Here is a 16,036-nt window from a genome sequence, read left to right as displayed (position 1 = left end):
TCTTATTGTTCCTGAGGCGTCGGGTTCGGGCTGTCCGAAGGCAACACGCGGTTGTCGATCACGAGCGGCGTGCCGTTCTTCAGCTTCAACTGGCCGCTCGTCACGACCTGCGTGCCTTCGCCGATGCCCTTGAGTATCGCCACCTGATCGCCGCGCGTCGGCCCCGGCGTGATGAACACCTGTTGCGCGATGGGCATGACCTTGCCGTGCGCATCCTTGTGCTCGCCGGGTTTGACGACGAACACGGTCGCGCCGTACGGGTTATAGGTGATCGCCGTTTGCGGCAGCGTCAGATAACGCTCCTCGCTGCCCGCGTCGATCTTCACGTTCGCGTACATGCCGGGCAGCAGCTTGCGCTCGCGGTTGTCGACGGTCGCTTCGATCTGCACGTTGCGCGTCGTATTGTCCACGCGCGGATTGATCGAGCGGATCTTGCCGTCGAACGTGCGGCTGTTGTACGCGTTCGTATCGACGACGACGGTTTGTCCAACCTGCAATTGCCCGAGTTGTTGCTGCGGCAGATAGAAGTCGGCATAGATGGGATCGATGGCCTGCAACGTGACGATCGCATCGCCAGGATTGATGTACTGGCCGGGATTGACGGTCGTGATGCCGACGCGTCCCGCGAACGGCGCGCGGATCGTTTTCTTTTCGACGAGCGCGGCCTGTTGATCGACCTGCGCGCGCTTGCTTTTGAGGTCGGCGGCATCGGCGTCGAGTTGCGCCTTGGCGATCGCCTGAATGTCGTACTGCGCCTTGTCGCGCTTGTAGACGGTTTGCGCGAGTTCCGCTGAGGCTTGCAGCGACGCGAGCAGCGCGCGGTCCGAATCGTCGTTCAGGCGCAGCAGCACCTGGCCCGCTTTCACTTCCTGTCCCGAGTTGAACGGGATCTCGCGCACGAGGCCGGGCACTTCCGTCGTCACGTCGACGCCGCGCACCGCGCGCAGGCTGCCGACGGCGGACAGCTGCGGCTGCCAGCTCTGATAGCGCGCGACAGCGGACGTCACGGTCGCGGCGGGCGCCGCATTGCTCGCCATGAACTTCCGGATCATGTGCGCCTTGAACAGGTTGAAGCCGACCAGCGCGCCGAGCAGCACGCCCACGCAGATCAGCATGATGATCATCCGCTTTGTCATCGGTCTTTTCGTCGTCATCGTCAGGTCCTTGCACGGCAAACGGGTGAGGCACGAAACGCGTCCGGCGGCGCTGCGGGCTCATCGCATGCGACGCGCGGCGACTGCAAAAAAATCAGTGCGGCGTGGCGGGGTTTGCCTGATTCGCCTGGCTCGTGGTCGCGTCGTTCCACCAGCCTCCGCCGAGCGACTGGAACAGCGCTGCCGTATCCGCATAGCGCGCGGCTTGTGCCTGCGCGAGATTCACGACGGTCTGCTGGTATTGACGCTGCGCATCGAGCAGCGCCAGATAGCTGACGCCGCCGACGCGAAACTGGCCGCGTGTCAGATCAAGCGAAGCACTCGCCGCGCGCCACGCGTCCGTTTGCGCGGCGAGGCCTGTCGCATCGTGTTCGAGCGCGCGCAAGGTATCGGCGACGTTCTGGAACGCGAGCAACACGGTTTGACGGTATTGCGCGTTGGCCTGATCGAAAGCGGCCTCGGCAGCGCGCTTTTGTGCGCTCAACTGCCCGCCATGAAAAATTGGCTGCGTGATACCCGCGCCGATGCTCCAGATCATGTCCGCGTATTTGAGCAGTCCGGCGGGCGTTAGCGCCTGCGGGCCATAGCTCGCGGAGAGCGTGATCTGCGGATACATGTTCGCTGTCGCCACGCCGACCTGCGCGCTCGCCTGATGCAGCGTAGCGTCGGCGGCGAGAATGTCGGGCCGCTGCCTGACGAGCGACGAAGGCAGACTCACGGGCAAGCTCTGCGGCAGCGTGAACATCGACAGCCTGAACTCGGGCACGGCCGTATCGCTCGGCACCTTGCCCGCGAGCACGGCAAGCTGATGTCGCGTCTGATCGAGCGATTGACGCAACGGCGGCAGCGTCGCGCGTGTTTGCGCGAGCAACGTTTCCTGCGAGAGCACGGTAGTGCGGCCCACGCCGCCCAGCTCGAACTGTTTGCGCAATACGCCGAGTTGCGATTCTTCATCGGCGGCGATGCGCTCGGTCGAGTCGATCTGCTCGCGCAACGACGCTTCCTTGACAGCCGCCGTGACGATGTTTGCCGACAGCGCGAGATACGCGGCCTGCAACTGATAGCCCTGGTAATCGATTTGCGAGCGCAACGATTCGAGTTCGCGCCGCGAGCCGCCGAACACATCGAGGTTGTACGACACATTCACTGACGCGTTATACAGGTTCAGCTCTTCCGTGAGTCCCGGCTCACCGAACGTGACGCCGTTGAACTTCTCGCGCGTCGCATTGAGCTTCGCATCGACGGATGGATACAACGCGCTGCCCACTTCCGCGCGATAGTTCTCGGCCGCCTGCCTGAGGGCCGCCTGCGCCGCGGCGACGTTCGGGCTATTGGCGAGCGCTTCGCGTATTAGCGCGTCGAGCGGCTCGCAATGAAAGAGCGTCCACCATTGGGCGGGAATATCCTGTCCGGCGATGAATTGCTGAGGCACGCCCGACGCGCCTGGCGACGATGCCGTCTGGTCGGGCAACGGCGTGGGCGTATAGGTTTCAGTGGCGGGTGGCGCGGGCGTGCGGTAATCGGGGCCGACCGTGCAGCCGGACAGGGGGAGCAATGCCGCGCCCAGAATGGCGAAGGCTACGCTGATCGAAGCGTCGAACGCGAAACGTGAAGGTCTATGCAAACGACTGTGACTGACACTGCCTTTGACGTCATCGATCATCTATCCACCCTGTATTACCTGCGCGGACTACGAACGAAATTGCGAATGCAGAATTCAACAGCCTGATGCCGCGCATAGCCTAGCATGGGTCGTTGCAAACGAGATCATGCTTGCAGAAGCTTTAGGGGAATAGACGCGCCTTACGGCGGACAAACGTTAAATGCAGCGCGCGAGATGCAAGGGACGGAAGCACCGCATGCATCACATAGTGATAGATGCGGCGCTTGTCGAGAGTCGGATAGATGGACGGTTGAACGTGCGGCCTAAACGGACCGCCTAAGCGCGCCGCGCGATTTGACAATTGAGCGGCGCGCTTGCGATTGCGCCCTTACAACACGGCAAAGAAACTCAATGCGCTGCGCCGCGCTCGCCCGATGTGCCCACCGTGCCGGGCTTGCGCAGCATCTTGTCCACTTCGCCCGCGTGCATCTCTTCGACGGCAATCATCTGCCGCGCATATTCTTCGAGCGCGACGGAGCGGTCCTTGACCAGCGCGAGCAGATCGCGATACAGGCCGAGCGCGACGTCTTCCGCGGTGAGCGATTCGCGCAGGATGGTCGTGATGTCCGTCGTATGCGAATCGAGCAGCGCACCGATGCCTAGCGACGGATACTCGCCGAGCGTGGTGATCCATTCGCCCGCCTGATGCGCGTGCAGCAGCGATTCGTCAGCCTGCTGGCGCAGCCACGACACGATCGGAATGCGGCCAAAGCCGAACACGAGGAAGGAGTAGTGCGTATAACGGACCACGCCTGCCAGCTCGGATTCGAGAATCTGGTTCAGCACGGCGATGACCTTGTCCTTTTCGATATCTGGCATGTGGCGCTCCGCGATACTCGTCGACGACGAAAGAGGCTTTCATTGTTGGCCTCGCCTCTGCAAAGATCAAGTGAATCGCGGCGCGAATGCGGTCAGCGGATGATGACGACCGGCACGGGAATCGTCGCATAGGGCAGCCGTATCGCGGGCGCGGGTGGCGGCACGACGGCAACGTAGGGCACGACGGGCGCCACCGGCACGATGGGCACGACGACGGGCGGTTGCGGCGGCACGTAATAGAGCGTGCGCGCCGGTGCATAGACGGCGGCGGGCACATAGGCCGCATGAATGAAGACGGTGCCGGCAAAGGCGCTAGTCGAGCAGGCGATGCCCATGGCGGCGATCGCGGACGTATAAGCAGAGCGAATGTTCACATGAAACTCCTCAAGCGAATGTCGGCGGATGCGATGCGAAATGCTGATGTGGCAACCGACGTGCAAAAGATACGCAACGCCTTCGGTGAAGGGCAGCGATTACTTGTTTCATTCGATGTCGGGAAAAGCACGCTCATGTTTGAAGCGTCTGCTGCGTAATACGCGTTGCATCGTGCGTGAAAATGCGCAGCGCTGACATGACATGGATCGACATAACTTTGAAATTGCCTTGAGCGTCCCGGACAACCAGAATTCGCTTCGCCAACGACGAATCGCAACACGACGTAGCGAAGAAGTTGAACGAACCGATGATGGAGATGGGAAATGAAGAAGTTGATCGCTATTCTGGCTTTGTGCATTGCATCGACGGGCGTGATGGCCCAGACGGCGCCGCAACCGATGGCGGGATCGCCGCGCATGGAGCGCATGATGCAGCAGTTGCAGGAGCGCTTTGCCGCCGCCAACACGACGCACGACGGCAAGCTGACGCTTGCCCAGGCGCAGACGGGCATGCCACGCGTGGCGCAGCATTTCAACGAGATCGACACGCAGAAGCAGGGCTACGTGACGCTCGCGCAGATCGAGCAGTTCATGGCGCAGCGCGCGGGATCGCACTGACGGAAAAGCGGGTCGGCATGAAGCTAAACTGTTGCAAGACGAATGAAACCATAAGCGATGAAGGAGCCTTGCATGGACCGACCCGCCCGCATCATCGTGCTCGACGACGAAGCGGAACTCCGCAATATGCTGCAGCGCTTTCTGAGCGGACATGGTTTCGAAGTCCGCGCCGTGGAAAACAGCAAGCGGCTCGAACGCTATTTGCAGCGCGAGCCGTATGACCTGCTGGTGCTCGATCTGATGATCGGCGAAGAAGACGGCCTACAGATCTGCGCGAAACTGCGGGCGGAAGGGCACACGCTGCCCATTCTGATGCTCACGGCCAAAGGCGATCCGCTCGATCGCGTGATCGGCCTCGAAACGGGTGCCGACGATTACCTTGCCAAGCCATTCTTGCCGCGCGAATTGGTAGCGCGGATCAACGCGTTGCTGCGCCGCCAGAAAATCGCCTCGAACGATCCAACCGTCACCACGCAGACGCTGCGCTTCGGGGAGTTCCGGCTCGATGTCGCCAAGCAGTGCCTCTACAAACAGGACGAGCTTCTCGAACTGCATTCGGCGCAGATGCTGCTGCTGACGGCGCTCGCCGCATCGCCGAACCGCGCGGTGAGCCGCGACAATCTGATCGCGCGCGCAAGAGGGCGCGACCACGATGCGCTTGATCGCAGTATCGACGTGCAGATTCTGCGTCTGCGCCAGGCGATCGAAAGCGATCCGTCGAAACCACGCTACATCAAGACCGTGTGGGGCGTCGGCTATATGCTCGCCGCCGACGTCGACGCATGAGCGCGCCCATGTCGAGGCGCTTCATGTCCCGCTTGCTGCCGCGCAGCGTGCTCGCGCGCAACATCGCGCTGCTGATCGTGCTCGTTGCATTCACTCAGGTGTGCTCGCTGAGCGTGCTGATTCATTACGTGCAGAAGCCGCGCGTCGAACGCGCCGCGGCCGTGTTCGGCACGTACATCAAGACGCTGGACAATGCGCTGGCTGCGTCGCCCGAGGACGCGCGCGACACGCTCGTCGCGCGGCTCGATGCGCGCAGCGAACCGCCAACGGAAGCTGTGTCCGAGCCGCGTGTGCGGTTGCTCGCGTTCTACCGGACCTATCAGCTGGTGACGTTCCTGGATACGCTGCACCGCTATCTGCCAGCGGGCACCGAAGTGCGCTGGCAAGGCGCGCCGCATCCGCGCATGTGGATCCGCATGCATGTGGCGGGCACGCCTTATTGGATCGGCTTGCAGGTGCCGGAAGAGGCGCAGGGCGGCGGCATGCTGACGGCAGTGCTGCTGTCGATCGGGCTGGCGATGCTCGCCGCGTTGACGGGTTTTGCGCTGCAGGCGCATCTGAACCGCCCATTGCGGGAGCTTGCGCAAGCGGCGCGCCGCGTGAGCGCGGGCGAAGTGCCGCCGCCGTTGCCCGTCGATGGTCCGACGGAAATCGCCCAGGTGAGCGGCGCGTTCAACCAGATGACGCAGGCGTTGCAGCAGGCGGAAGCGACGCGTGCGCTGATGCTCGCGGGCATTTCGCACGACATCCGCACGCCGCTGACCAAGCTTCGCCTTGCGATGGCCATGGCGAACGACACGAACGGCGACGAAGCCTTCGTCGGCGCGGCGGAATCGTATCTGGATCAGATCGATACGATTCTTCAGCAGTTCATGGACTACGCGGGCAGCGGCGAGCGCGAGACGCCGCAATCGGGCGATCTGAACGCGCTGATCAGCCAGCTTGCCGCCGACTTCGCGGGCCTTGGACACGAGTTCGATCTGCAACTGGGCGAGCTGCCTGAGCACGCGTTCCGGCCCATCACGATGATGCGGCTCGTGATGAACCTGATGCAGAACGCCGTCGTGTACGGGCAAACGGGTCTCGCCGTGCGGACGTGGGCGGACGCGCAGGCGATCTATGTGGCCGTCGCCGATCGCGGCAAAGGCTTGAGCGCGGAAGAACTCGAACGGCTCAAGGCGCCGTTCCAGCGCGGCAAGAACGCGCATGGCAAAACGGGCGGCACGGGGTTGGGGCTGGCGATCGTCGAACGCATTGCGCGGCTGCATGGCGGCGCGCTGGAGTTTCATGCGCGTGAGGGTGGCGGCCTGGAAGTGTGGGCCGTGCTGCCGATTCAGCGCGATTCCAGCGCAACAGGTGTCGGCGAGCAATCGACTGCGCAGTCGGCCAGTTGAACGCACAAGACATTTCATGTGCGAGCGGCTAATCTGTCGGCTGTCTTGATCCCGTCGCCGGCGCACGGCGGCAACTGCGATGACACGCGTCGAATCTCCTTTCGATATCGAACGTCTGGAAGACGAATGGCTCGAGGCCGACGGCTTTGGCGGCTTTGCGTCGGGTACGGTCGGCACGCTGCGCACGCGGCGATATCACGCGCTGCTGCTGACGGCGACGCGCGCACCAGCGGGCCGTATCGTGCTTGTGAATGGGATCGAGGCCTGGATCGAGACGAAGGGCGTGCGCTATCCGCTGTCGATGCAGCGTTACGCGCCCGATATCGTGTATCCCGACATCGCTGCGAGTCTGATCGCGTTCGACACGACGCCGTGGCCGACATGGCGCTTCCGCATCGATGCGCAGACGTGTGTGATCGCGGAAACGTTCGTCGCGAAAGAAACTTGCGAGACGGTGTTGCGCTGGCGCGTGGCATTCGATGGCGACGCGAGTGGCGATGACGCGATCACGCTGCACGTTCGTCCGTTGCTGTCGGGCCGCGATTATCACGCGCTGCATCACGAGAACGGTGCATTCGATTTCTTTGCTTCTGTCGACGGCGAACGTGTGCAGTGGCAGCCGTATCACGATCTGCCAGCGATTTGCGTCATCACGAACGGCGCATATGAACACGCGCCCGACTGGTATCGCAACTTCTGCTACGTACGCGAACGTGAGCGCGGCCTCGATTTCACCGAAGACCTCGCGACGCCCGGCGTCTTCTCGTTCGATCTTCGTTCGGATGCAGCCGTGATGATATTGAGCGCGGACGTGTCGAACCAATCGACGCCCGTTGCGCATGCCGCCGCGATTGAACTGGCGAACACGCTTGCAGAGACCGAAACGAACCGTCGCGCTGCTTTCGCTTCGCGCCTGCATCGTTCCGCCGATGCCTACGTTGTCGCGCGCTCGACGGGCCGAACGATCGTCGCCGGTTTTCCCTGGTTCACCGACTGGGGCCGCGACACCTTCATCGCGATGCGCGGTCTGCTGATCGCGACAGGGCGACTCGCGGAAGCTGAGGCGATTCTGCTCGCATGGGCGGGGACGATTTCGCAAGGCATGTGTCCGAACCGCTTTCCCGATTACGGCGACGAGCCGGAATACAACTCGGTCGATGCTTCGCTCTGGTTCGCGATTGCCGCGCACGACTATCTGGCGACGGGGCATGCGTCGGACGCGACGCGCGAGCGCTTGCATGAAGCCGTCGATACGATTTTGGCGGGCTACACACAGGGCACGCGCTACGGCATCCAAGCCGACGACGACGGCCTCCTGCGTGCAGGCGTGCCTGGCGTCCAGCTCACGTGGATGGATGCGAAGGTCGGCGACTGGGTCGTGACGCCGCGCATCGGCAAGCCGGTTGAAGTGCAGGCGTTGTGGTTCAACGCGTTGCGCATTGCAGCACAGTGGAACGCACGATGGAGCGATGCTGCCGACCGTGTGGCGGCTTCGTTTGCGCAACGCTTCGTCGATCCGCAAACGGGCGCGCTGTTCGATAACGTCGACGTCGATCATGTGCGCGGCACGGTCGACAGATCGATCCGGCCCAATCAGATTTTCGCGGCAGGCGGCTTGCCGTTTGCGCTGGTCGAAGGCGAAACGGCACGCGCCGTCGTTGCACAGGTGGAAGCGCATCTGCTGACGTCTCTGGGTTTGCGCACGTTGTCGCCGGAAGATCCCGGCTATCGCGGGCGCTATGCGGGCGCGCCGCTCGAGCGTGATGGCGCGTATCACCAGGGGACAGTGTGGCCATGGCTGCTCGGGCCATTCGTCGAAGCATGGCTGCGCGTGCAACGTCCCGACGAGGCTGCACGCAGCGCAGCACGCGTGCGCTTTCTCGCGCCGCTCGACGCGCATCTGGATCGCGCGGGCCTCGACCACATTTCGGAAGTCGCGGACGGCGATGCGCCGCACACGCCGGGCGGCACACCGTTTCAGGCGTGGTCGCTGGGAGAGCGGTTGCGTATTGGCGTGTTGCTGGGCGAAAGCGCCCATGCCCACCTCACCGACGCGAACACCCCAAACCGCGCTACGATGTGACTCCCACCGTCACACGAGAGACGAGGACGCTGCCATGCCTCCGCTGCGCGCCGGAAACCTGCTTGCGACCGTCGAAGGAATACGTCTGCACTCCAGCGAGTGCGCGCGATGGCAGCGCTGGGGTCCGTATCTGAGCGAGCGTCAGTGGGGCACGGTGCGCGAAGACTACAGCCCGAATGGCACCGCATGGGACTATTTCCCGCACGATCACGCACGCAGCCGCGCCTACCGCTGGGGCGAGGACGGCATCGCGGGTTTCGGCGACGATACATTGAACTGGTGTGTGTCGATCGCCATGTGGAACCGCGCCGATCCCATTCTCAAGGAACGCCTGTTCGGCCTCACGAACCAGGAAGGCAACCACGGCGAGGACGTCAAGGAACTGTATTTCTATCTCGACGGCACGCCGACGCATTCGTATATGCGGATGCTGTACAAGTACCCGCATGGCGCGTTTCCGTATCAGGATCTCGTCGAAGAGAACGGGCGGCGCGGCGCGGACCTGCCGGAATATGAAGTACTCGATACAGGTGTCTTCGACGATCTGCGCTATTTCGACGTGACCGTCGAGTACGCAAAGAACACGCCCGAAGACATCGTGATGCGCGTCACCGTCGAAAACCGCGCGGACGAATCGGCCTCTCTAGATCTGCTGCCGCAAATCTGGGCGCGCAACAAATGGTCGTGGAAAGAATCGGACGAGCGCCCGAAGCTCACGAAGGAAACGGTGCATGGCGTCACGCGTCTGCTCGGCACGCATCCCGGACACGAGCCGATGGTGGTGACGGCATGGTCGCCTGACACCACGGTCTTCGAATGGCTGTTCTGCGAAAACGATACGAACGTCCGGCGCCATTTCAACATGGACGCGCAAGGTCCGTTCAAGGACGGCTTCAACGACTACCTCGTGCATGGCGACGCCGATGCGATCCGGCGCGACGCGGGCACCAAGGCGGCCGCGCACGTGCCGCTGAATCTGCCGCCGCATGGGAAGGCCGTCGTCTATCTGCGCTGGCGTCCCGAGTTCTGCCCCGATGAAACGCCGCTCGATGCCGAGCAACTGTTCGCGCAGCGCATCGCTGAAGCCGATGCGTTCTATGCGGCATTGCAGCACCATATCGAAGGCGCGGACGAGCGGCTCGTGCAGCGCCAGGCGCTGGCGGGCATGCTGTGGTCGAAGCAGTACTACCAGTTCGACGTCGAGCGCTGGATGGACGGCGACCCCTCGCAGCCGACGCCGCCCGCATCGCGCAAACAGGGACGCAATCGCGACTGGCGGCATTTGTGCAACGCGGACATCGTGTCGATGCCCGATAAGTGGGAGTACCCGTGGTATGCGTCATGGGATCTCGCGTTTCATGCCGCCGCGTTCGCGTTGATCGATCCCGCGTTTGCGAAGCGTCAGTTGTTGCTGCTCGTGAAGGATCGCTACATGCATCCGAACGGGCAGATCCCCGCCTACGAATGGGCGTTCAGCGATGCCAACCCGCCCGTGCATGCATGGGCCGCGTGGCGTGTCTATGAAATCGATCGCGCGTTGATGGGCAAGGGCGATCGCGATTTTCTCGAACTGGTCTTCCACAAGCTGCTGCTCAACTTCGCGTGGTGGGTGAACCGCAAGGATGCCGACGGCCGCAATATCTTCCAGGGCGGCTTTCTCGGGCTCGACAACGTCGGCATTTTCGACCGCTCGTCGCCATTGCCGACGGGCGGCCATATCGATCAGGCCGACGGCACCGCGTGGATGGCCGCGTATGCGCTGGACCTGATGCGTATCGCGCTCGAACTCGCGTTTGCGAATCACGTGTTCGTCGATATTGGTGTGAAGTTCTTCGAGCACTTCCTGTATATCGCGCAGGCCGTCAGTTGCGAAGATAACTGCGATACGGGCCTGTGGGACAGCGAGGACGAATTCTTCTATGACAAGCTGCGCCTGCCCGACGGCTCCAATGTGCCGATGCGCGTGCGCTCGATTGTCGGCCTGATTCCGCTAATCGCCGTGCATGTGCTCGAAGAGCGTCTGCATGGCTCGCTGCCGGGTCTGCGCGACCGTCTTGTCTGGTTTCTGCGCAACAAGCCCGATCTCGCGCGGCTGGTGTCGCGCTGGAATGAGCCGGGGCGCGGCAACAGCTTGCTGCTTTCGTTGTTGCGCGGGCATCGGATGAAAGCGCTGCTCAAGCGCGCGCTCGACGAAGCTGAGTTCCTGTCCGATCACGGCGTGCGCGCACTGTCGCGCGTGCATCGCGATCAACCTTACGTCTTTCAGCACAACGGCCAGAGCTTCTGCGTAAAGTACTTGCCCGCCGAATCGGATTCGCGTGTGTTCGGCGGCAATTCGAACTGGCGCGGGCCGGTGTGGATGCCCGTCAACTATCTGCTGATCGAGTCGCTGTATGAGTTTCATCGCTATTACGGCGACGATTTTCGCGTCGAGTACCCGACGGGCTCGGGCAACCAGCTTTCATTGTCCGAAATCGCCGATGCACTCGCGCAACGCACGACTACGCTCTTCCTGAAGGACAAGAACAACGAGCGACCTGTGATGGCTGCGTATCCGCTGTTGCAGGCCGACCCGCGCTCGCAGGATCTCGTGCTGTTTCACGAATACTTTCACGGCGATAACGGACGTGGCGTGGGCGCGTCGCATCAGACGGGATGGTCGGGTCTCGTCGCGTTGCTGTTGCAGCCGCGCGAACTTGCAAGCTCGGGCTTCGTGCCTGCAACGGGCGAGGCGCAGGATGCCGAGGTGGCGGCTTCCGTGAAATAGACCGCGCTGCCCGCGGCTAATGCAGCGGTTCGATTGAACTGCGCGGCATGGCGGCGGGTCTTTCAGATATCGCCACTCGTATGGCTCATTCATGGAAAGACTGCCATGTCCAATGACGCAAACGACGCTTCATCGAGAACCTCGTCAGCAAGCTGCAAGATCGGCGCAGGGCCGCATGCAGCCGCCGCGGGTCCCGCAGGCAAGCGGCCTGCGCCGCCATGCACGCTGGTCATCTTCGGCGCGGGCGGCGATCTGACTAAACGCTTGTTGACACCGTCGCTGTACAACCTGACGGTCGATGGCCTGCTCGACGACGGCATGCAGATCATCGGCGTCAATCACGGCGAGCGCGAAACGAAGGAATGGCTCGGCGATCTCGGCAAGTCGCTGCAGCAGTTCGCCGCCGATAAGGCTAGCGAAGCGCATACCGGCAAGGTCGACGAGAAAGCCTGGAAGTGGCTTTCGTCGCGCATGGAGTACATGGCAGGCGAATTCGAAACCGACGATGTGTTCGAAGCGCTCAAGCAGCGTATCGACAAAACGCCGCACGGCAATGCGATCTTCTATCTCGCGGTGGGCGCGCGATTTTTCAGGCCGATCGTCGAGCGTCTGGGCAAGCATGGCTTGCTGAAAGAAGACGCGCAGCGCAAAGGGAGCTTCCGGCGTCTCGTGATCGAAAAGCCGTTCGGCACGGACCTCGCGTCCGCGCGCGATCTCAATGCACACATTCTGGGTTACGCAAACGAATCTCAGGTCTATCGCATCGATCACTTTCTCGGCAAGGACACCGTGCAGAGCATCCTTGCCGTGCGCTTTGCGAATGCGATGTTCGAACCGGTGTGGCGGCGCGAGTACATCGACAGCGTGCAGATCACGGCGGCGGAAACGCTCGGCGTCGAAGGGCGCGGCAAGTTCTATGAGCAGACGGGCGCATTCCGCGACATGCTGCCGAACCATCTGTTCCAGTTGCTCGCAATGGTCGCGCTGGAGCCACCCAATTCATTCGATGCCGAAGCCGTGCGCGACAAGAAAGCCGAACTGTTCGCCGCCATCGAGCCGCTGAAGCGGGACGACGTCGTCTTCGGCCAGTACGAAAAGGGCGATGCGGGCGTCGGCTATCGCGACGAACCCGACGTCGCGCGCGACAGCACGACGGAAACCTATGCGGCCGCGCGTGTGTTCATCGACAACTGGCGCTGGGCGGGCGTGCCGTTCTATCTGCGCACGGGCAAGCGCATGGCCGCGCGCCGCACCGAGATCGCCGTGCAACTGAAGCGCGTGCCGTTTCTGATGTTCCGCGACACGCCCGTCGAAGCGCTGACGCCGAACGTCTTCACCCTGCGCATCGATCCCGCCCATGGCACGCGCTTTGACTTCAACGTGAAGGTGCCCGGACCGGCGATGCAGATCGGCGCGGTGCGCTCGGCGTTCAACTACAGCGACTTCTTCGACGAACGCGCGAACGTCGGCTATGAAACGCTGCTCTACGACTGCATGCTCGGTGACGAGACGCTGTTCCAGCGCGCCGACAGCATCGAGTCGGGCTGGTGTGCGGTCGATCGCGTACTGCATCCCGAAGGTGGCGCGCTGCCCGTGCATGGCTATCCGGCGGGCGGCAGCGGGCCGGCGCAAGCCGATGAACTGCTCGCGCGCGATGGCCGCGCGTGGCGTTCATTGCAGAGCAAAGAGTAGTCCTGTCACAACGGAAAACGAAAGGGGGACGATTTGGCTAAAGCTAAAGTACAGACGCGCCGCAACACCAAAAGCGACGGTGAACGGATACTCGCCATCGACGTTGGCGGCACGGGGCTGAAGGCGGCCGTGATCGACGCGGGCGGCGACATGAAAAGCGAACGCGTGCGCGTCGCGACGCCGCATCCCTGCACGCCGGAGCAACTCGTCGATACACTGGCGAAGCTCGTGCAGCCGCTCGTCGATGCGCAGCATCCAACCTTGATGTCGATCGGCTTTCCGGGCGTCGTGCGCGACAACCACGTGCTGACGGCACCGAATATCGGCGATGCGAGCTGGCGCGGCTTCGCGCTCGCGGAACAACTGGCGGCGCGCGTGGGCGGGTTGCCCGTGCGGATGATCAACGACGCCGAGATGCAGGGCTTCGCGGCGATCGAAGGGCATGGCATCGAATTCGTGCTGACGCTGGGCACGGGCGCGGGCACCGCGCTCTTTCGCGACGGCGAGTTGATGCCGCATCTCGAACTCGCGCATCATCCCGTCAGCAAGGACCGCACGTATGACGAGTACATCGGCAATGCGGCGCGCGAGAAGGTGGGCAACAAGCGCTGGAACCGGCGTGTGGAGAAGGTGATCGCGATCCTCGCTTCGCTCGTCAACTACGACAAGCTGTGGATCGGCGGCGGCAATGCGGAGCGTCTGACGTTCGAGTTGCCGTCGAATGCAGCCGTCGTATCGAACGCGGCGGGCATCGAAGGCGGCGCCAGGCTCTGGCATCCGAAGTCGGTGCGGGAGACGCGGCAGTTGCCGGAAGCGAACCAGAAGTCGGGCGTATTCGGTTGAAAGAGGGGGCGGGGGAATAAACGGGCATGTCCGTTCGTTTCCCCCGATGCGGTCATGAACGCGTGACCGCATCCCTTTCGACGGAGCCGTCCAATGAAAACTATCTCTAGCATCCGGCTCGCAGCCATTGCGCTATGTGTGGCGCTCTCGTCAGGCGTCACGCACGCCGTGGCGGCCGACGCTTTCGAAGTAATCTCGCCGGGCACGCCCGACGGCGGCACGATCGATTCGAGCCACGCAGCCAGCGCGAACAATTGCGGCGGCGGCAACCAGTCGCCCGCCGTGCAATGGCGCAACGTGCCATCGGGCACACGCAGCTTCGCGGTGACGCTGTTCGATCCCGACGGCGCCAAGGGCATTGGCGTGATTCATTGGGTGCTGTACGCGATACCCGCGTCGATGAACGCGATGCAGCATGGTGAGTCGGCGCCGGCAGGCAGCGTGAGCGGCATCAATCGCACCGGGAAGCCCAGTTATTACGGACCTTGCCCGCCCATCGGCGACGTGCCGCATCACTATGTGTTGCAGGTCTACGCGCTCGATCTCGCGCCCGATGCACTCCCGCCCAATCTCAATCACGATGCATTTCTCGCGGCCGTCACGAATCACGTGCTGGCCGCAAGCAGCACCGTGCTGCGCTACGGACGCTAGCGCAGCATTGACGCTCAGCGCGGCGCATCGCCCCAGCGGTATTCGACGGTCGCCTCGTCGAGCTGCTTCTTGATTTCGGGGTCGAGCACGAGATCGACAGCGGCGAGCGAGTCGTTCAACTGCTCGACACGGCTCGCGCCGATGATCGCCGACGTGATAGTGGGATTCGCGAGCACCCATGCAATCGCCGTCTTCGTCATCGGTTCGCCCGTTTTCGCGTTGATCTCGCGCAGCGTCTCGATGGTCTTGAATTCGCGCTCGTGCCAGTAGCGCTCCGAGTACATCTCACCCGCCTTGCCGACCGTCTCCGTGAAGCGTCCATCCGCGGGCTTTGCGTCGTGTCGATGCTTGCCCGTCAGCAGGCCGCCCGCAAGTGGGTTATAGGGAATCACGGCCAGGCCTTCTTCGTCGGCGAGCGGCAGCAGTTCGCGTTCGATCTGCCGGAACAGGAGGTTGTAGCGCGGCTGCACCGATACGAAGCGCGCGGTGCGCAGCACGTCTGAGCGTCCGAGCATGCGCGCGAGCCGGTACGCGAGATAGTTCGAGACGCCGATATAACGCGCCTTGCCCGAGCGCACGATCACGTCGAGTGCTTCGAGTGTTTCGTCGAGCGGCGTGTCGCGGTCGTCGGAATGCAACTGGTACAGATCGACGTAATCGGTGTTCAGGCGGCGCAGCGAATCGTCGATGGCGTCGAGCAGATGCTTGCGCGATGCGCCCTGATTCCACGCATGCGGACCGACCTTGCCGACCGCTTTGGTCGCGAGAATGAAGCGGTCACGCTTGCCCTTGAGCCAGCGTCCGATGATTTCCTCGGTGCGTCCCGCAAGATTTTCGCCGCCACCTAGCGGGTAGACATCGGCCGTATCGATGAAATTCACACCGGCGTCCGTCGCCTTGTCGAGAATGCCATGCGACACGTCTTCTTCGGTTTGCAAGCCGAAAGTCATCGTACCGAGACACAAACGCGAGACAGTAAGACCAGTATGGCCGAATTTGCGGTATTGCATGATCGACTCCGCGAGAAGGAAACTATAAGAGGTTGAATGCAGCGGGATGGAAATGCAGAAGAGAGAGCATAGCGGCTATTGTGAATCTGCGTCGCGGCTTTGCCGTCAAGCATTCATTGCGCTGACACCGTATTGCGCTTTGCTGGAAAACTTTTCAGACGCGTAAGGTCTAAACGGCTTTA

The 16,036-nt window shown here is 62.7% G+C and carries 14 protein-coding genes; 9 read left to right on the top strand and 5 right to left on the bottom strand.

Annotated elements, in window-relative coordinates; genetic code table 11:
- Nucleotides 1-2: 2 nt before the first annotated feature.
- From C2L65_RS12425 to C2L65_RS12410, 4 genes are all read right to left on the bottom strand, one after another.
- Entirely contained in the window at nucleotides 3-1,154 is a 1,152-nt protein-coding gene (locus tag C2L65_RS12425) for an efflux RND transporter periplasmic adaptor subunit (RefSeq protein WP_042307324.1), read from the bottom strand.
- Between the two features lie 94 nt (nucleotides 1,155-1,248).
- Nucleotides 1,249-2,817: an efflux transporter outer membrane subunit gene (locus tag C2L65_RS12420; RefSeq protein WP_042307326.1), complete on the bottom strand. Its 1,569-nt coding sequence runs from the start codon at nucleotides 2,815-2,817 to the stop codon at nucleotides 1,249-1,251.
- Nucleotides 2,818-3,165: 348 nt separating this feature from the next.
- Complete coding sequence (locus C2L65_RS12415; RefSeq protein ID WP_036003064.1) at nucleotides 3,166-3,636, bottom strand: ferritin-like domain-containing protein; 471 nt, start codon at nucleotides 3,634-3,636, stop codon at nucleotides 3,166-3,168.
- 92 nt (nucleotides 3,637-3,728) lie between these two features.
- Nucleotides 3,729-4,010: a hypothetical protein gene (locus C2L65_RS12410; protein ID WP_042307366.1), complete on the bottom strand. Its 282-nt coding sequence runs from the start codon at nucleotides 4,008-4,010 to the stop codon at nucleotides 3,729-3,731.
- Between C2L65_RS12410 and C2L65_RS45460 the strand changes: the two genes are divergently transcribed.
- From C2L65_RS45460 to C2L65_RS12370, 9 genes are all read left to right on the top strand, one after another.
- Nucleotides 4,011-4,169 carry a hypothetical protein gene (locus tag C2L65_RS45460; protein ID WP_156132285.1) on the top strand — a complete coding sequence of 53 codons (159 nt, stop codon included), beginning with the start codon at nucleotides 4,011-4,013 and terminating at the stop codon, nucleotides 4,167-4,169. It begins immediately after the preceding gene.
- 165 nt (nucleotides 4,170-4,334) lie between these two features.
- A complete protein-coding gene (locus C2L65_RS12405; protein ID WP_042307329.1) occupies nucleotides 4,335-4,628 on the top strand; it encodes an EF-hand domain-containing protein in 294 nt (97 codons plus the stop codon).
- A 72-nt stretch (nucleotides 4,629-4,700) separates the two neighbouring features.
- A complete protein-coding gene (locus tag C2L65_RS12400) occupies nucleotides 4,701-5,414 on the top strand; it encodes a response regulator (protein WP_042307331.1) in 714 nt (237 codons plus the stop codon).
- An 8-nt stretch (nucleotides 5,415-5,422) separates the two neighbouring features.
- Entirely contained in the window at nucleotides 5,423-6,808 is a 1,386-nt protein-coding gene (locus C2L65_RS12395; RefSeq protein WP_042307367.1) for an ATP-binding protein, read from the top strand.
- 79 nt (nucleotides 6,809-6,887) lie between these two features.
- Nucleotides 6,888-8,891 carry an amylo-alpha-1,6-glucosidase gene (locus tag C2L65_RS12390; protein ID WP_042307333.1) on the top strand — a complete coding sequence of 668 codons (2,004 nt, stop codon included), beginning with the start codon at nucleotides 6,888-6,890 and terminating at the stop codon, nucleotides 8,889-8,891.
- Between the two features lie 34 nt (nucleotides 8,892-8,925).
- Nucleotides 8,926-11,658 carry an MGH1-like glycoside hydrolase domain-containing protein gene (locus C2L65_RS12385; RefSeq protein WP_042307335.1) on the top strand — a complete coding sequence of 911 codons (2,733 nt, stop codon included), beginning with the start codon at nucleotides 8,926-8,928 and terminating at the stop codon, nucleotides 11,656-11,658.
- A gap of 105 nt (nucleotides 11,659-11,763) precedes the next feature.
- A complete protein-coding gene (gene zwf / locus C2L65_RS12380) occupies nucleotides 11,764-13,350 on the top strand; it encodes a glucose-6-phosphate dehydrogenase (protein ID WP_042307337.1) in 1,587 nt (528 codons plus the stop codon).
- Nucleotides 13,351-13,383: 33 nt separating this feature from the next.
- Entirely contained in the window at nucleotides 13,384-14,193 is an 810-nt protein-coding gene (locus C2L65_RS12375) for an ROK family protein (protein ID WP_042307338.1), read from the top strand.
- A 93-nt stretch (nucleotides 14,194-14,286) separates the two neighbouring features.
- On the top strand, nucleotides 14,287-14,844 hold the full coding sequence (locus C2L65_RS12370; RefSeq protein ID WP_042307341.1) for a YbhB/YbcL family Raf kinase inhibitor-like protein: 558 nt from the start codon (nucleotides 14,287-14,289) through the stop codon (nucleotides 14,842-14,844).
- Nucleotides 14,845-14,858: 14 nt separating this feature from the next.
- Here C2L65_RS12370 and C2L65_RS12365 read toward each other — a convergent pair whose 3' ends face one another.
- Complete coding sequence (locus C2L65_RS12365) at nucleotides 14,859-15,854, bottom strand: aldo/keto reductase (RefSeq protein WP_042307343.1); 996 nt, start codon at nucleotides 15,852-15,854, stop codon at nucleotides 14,859-14,861.
- Nucleotides 15,855-16,036: the final 182 nt, after the last annotated feature.

It is taken from the genome of Paraburkholderia terrae, assembly GCF_002902925.1.
GTDB lineage: Bacteria > Pseudomonadota > Gammaproteobacteria > Burkholderiales > Burkholderiaceae > Paraburkholderia > Paraburkholderia terrae.
Note: the sequence above shows the minus strand (reverse complement) of the source record. Positions and strands in the feature narration are given on the sequence as shown.

What these genes read in the sequence shown, in the direction of transcription:
- C2L65_RS12425 (WP_042307324.1), bottom strand. Translation starts at nt 1,154, where the DNA reads ATGACGACGAAAAGACCGATGACAAAGCGGATGATCATCATGCTGATC.
- C2L65_RS12420 (WP_042307326.1), bottom strand. Translation starts at nt 2,817, where the DNA reads ATGATCGATGACGTCAAAGGCAGTGTCAGTCACAGTCGTTTGCATAGA.
- C2L65_RS12415 (WP_036003064.1), bottom strand. Translation starts at nt 3,636, where the DNA reads ATGCCAGATATCGAAAAGGACAAGGTCATCGCCGTGCTGAACCAGATT.
- C2L65_RS45460 (WP_156132285.1), top strand. Translation starts at nt 4,011, where the DNA reads ATGAAACTCCTCAAGCGAATGTCGGCGGATGCGATGCGAAATGCTGAT.
- C2L65_RS12405 (WP_042307329.1), top strand. Translation starts at nt 4,335, where the DNA reads ATGAAGAAGTTGATCGCTATTCTGGCTTTGTGCATTGCATCGACGGGC.
- C2L65_RS12400 (WP_042307331.1), top strand. Translation starts at nt 4,701, where the DNA reads ATGGACCGACCCGCCCGCATCATCGTGCTCGACGACGAAGCGGAACTC.
- C2L65_RS12395 (WP_042307367.1), top strand. Translation starts at nt 5,423, where the DNA reads ATGTCGAGGCGCTTCATGTCCCGCTTGCTGCCGCGCAGCGTGCTCGCG.
- C2L65_RS12390 (WP_042307333.1), top strand. Translation starts at nt 6,888, where the DNA reads ATGACACGCGTCGAATCTCCTTTCGATATCGAACGTCTGGAAGACGAA.
- C2L65_RS12385 (WP_042307335.1), top strand. Translation starts at nt 8,926, where the DNA reads ATGCCTCCGCTGCGCGCCGGAAACCTGCTTGCGACCGTCGAAGGAATA.
- zwf (WP_042307337.1), top strand. Translation starts at nt 11,764, where the DNA reads ATGTCCAATGACGCAAACGACGCTTCATCGAGAACCTCGTCAGCAAGC.
- C2L65_RS12370 (WP_042307341.1), top strand. Translation starts at nt 14,287, where the DNA reads ATGAAAACTATCTCTAGCATCCGGCTCGCAGCCATTGCGCTATGTGTG.
- C2L65_RS12365 (WP_042307343.1), bottom strand. Translation starts at nt 15,854, where the DNA reads ATGCAATACCGCAAATTCGGCCATACTGGTCTTACTGTCTCGCGTTTG.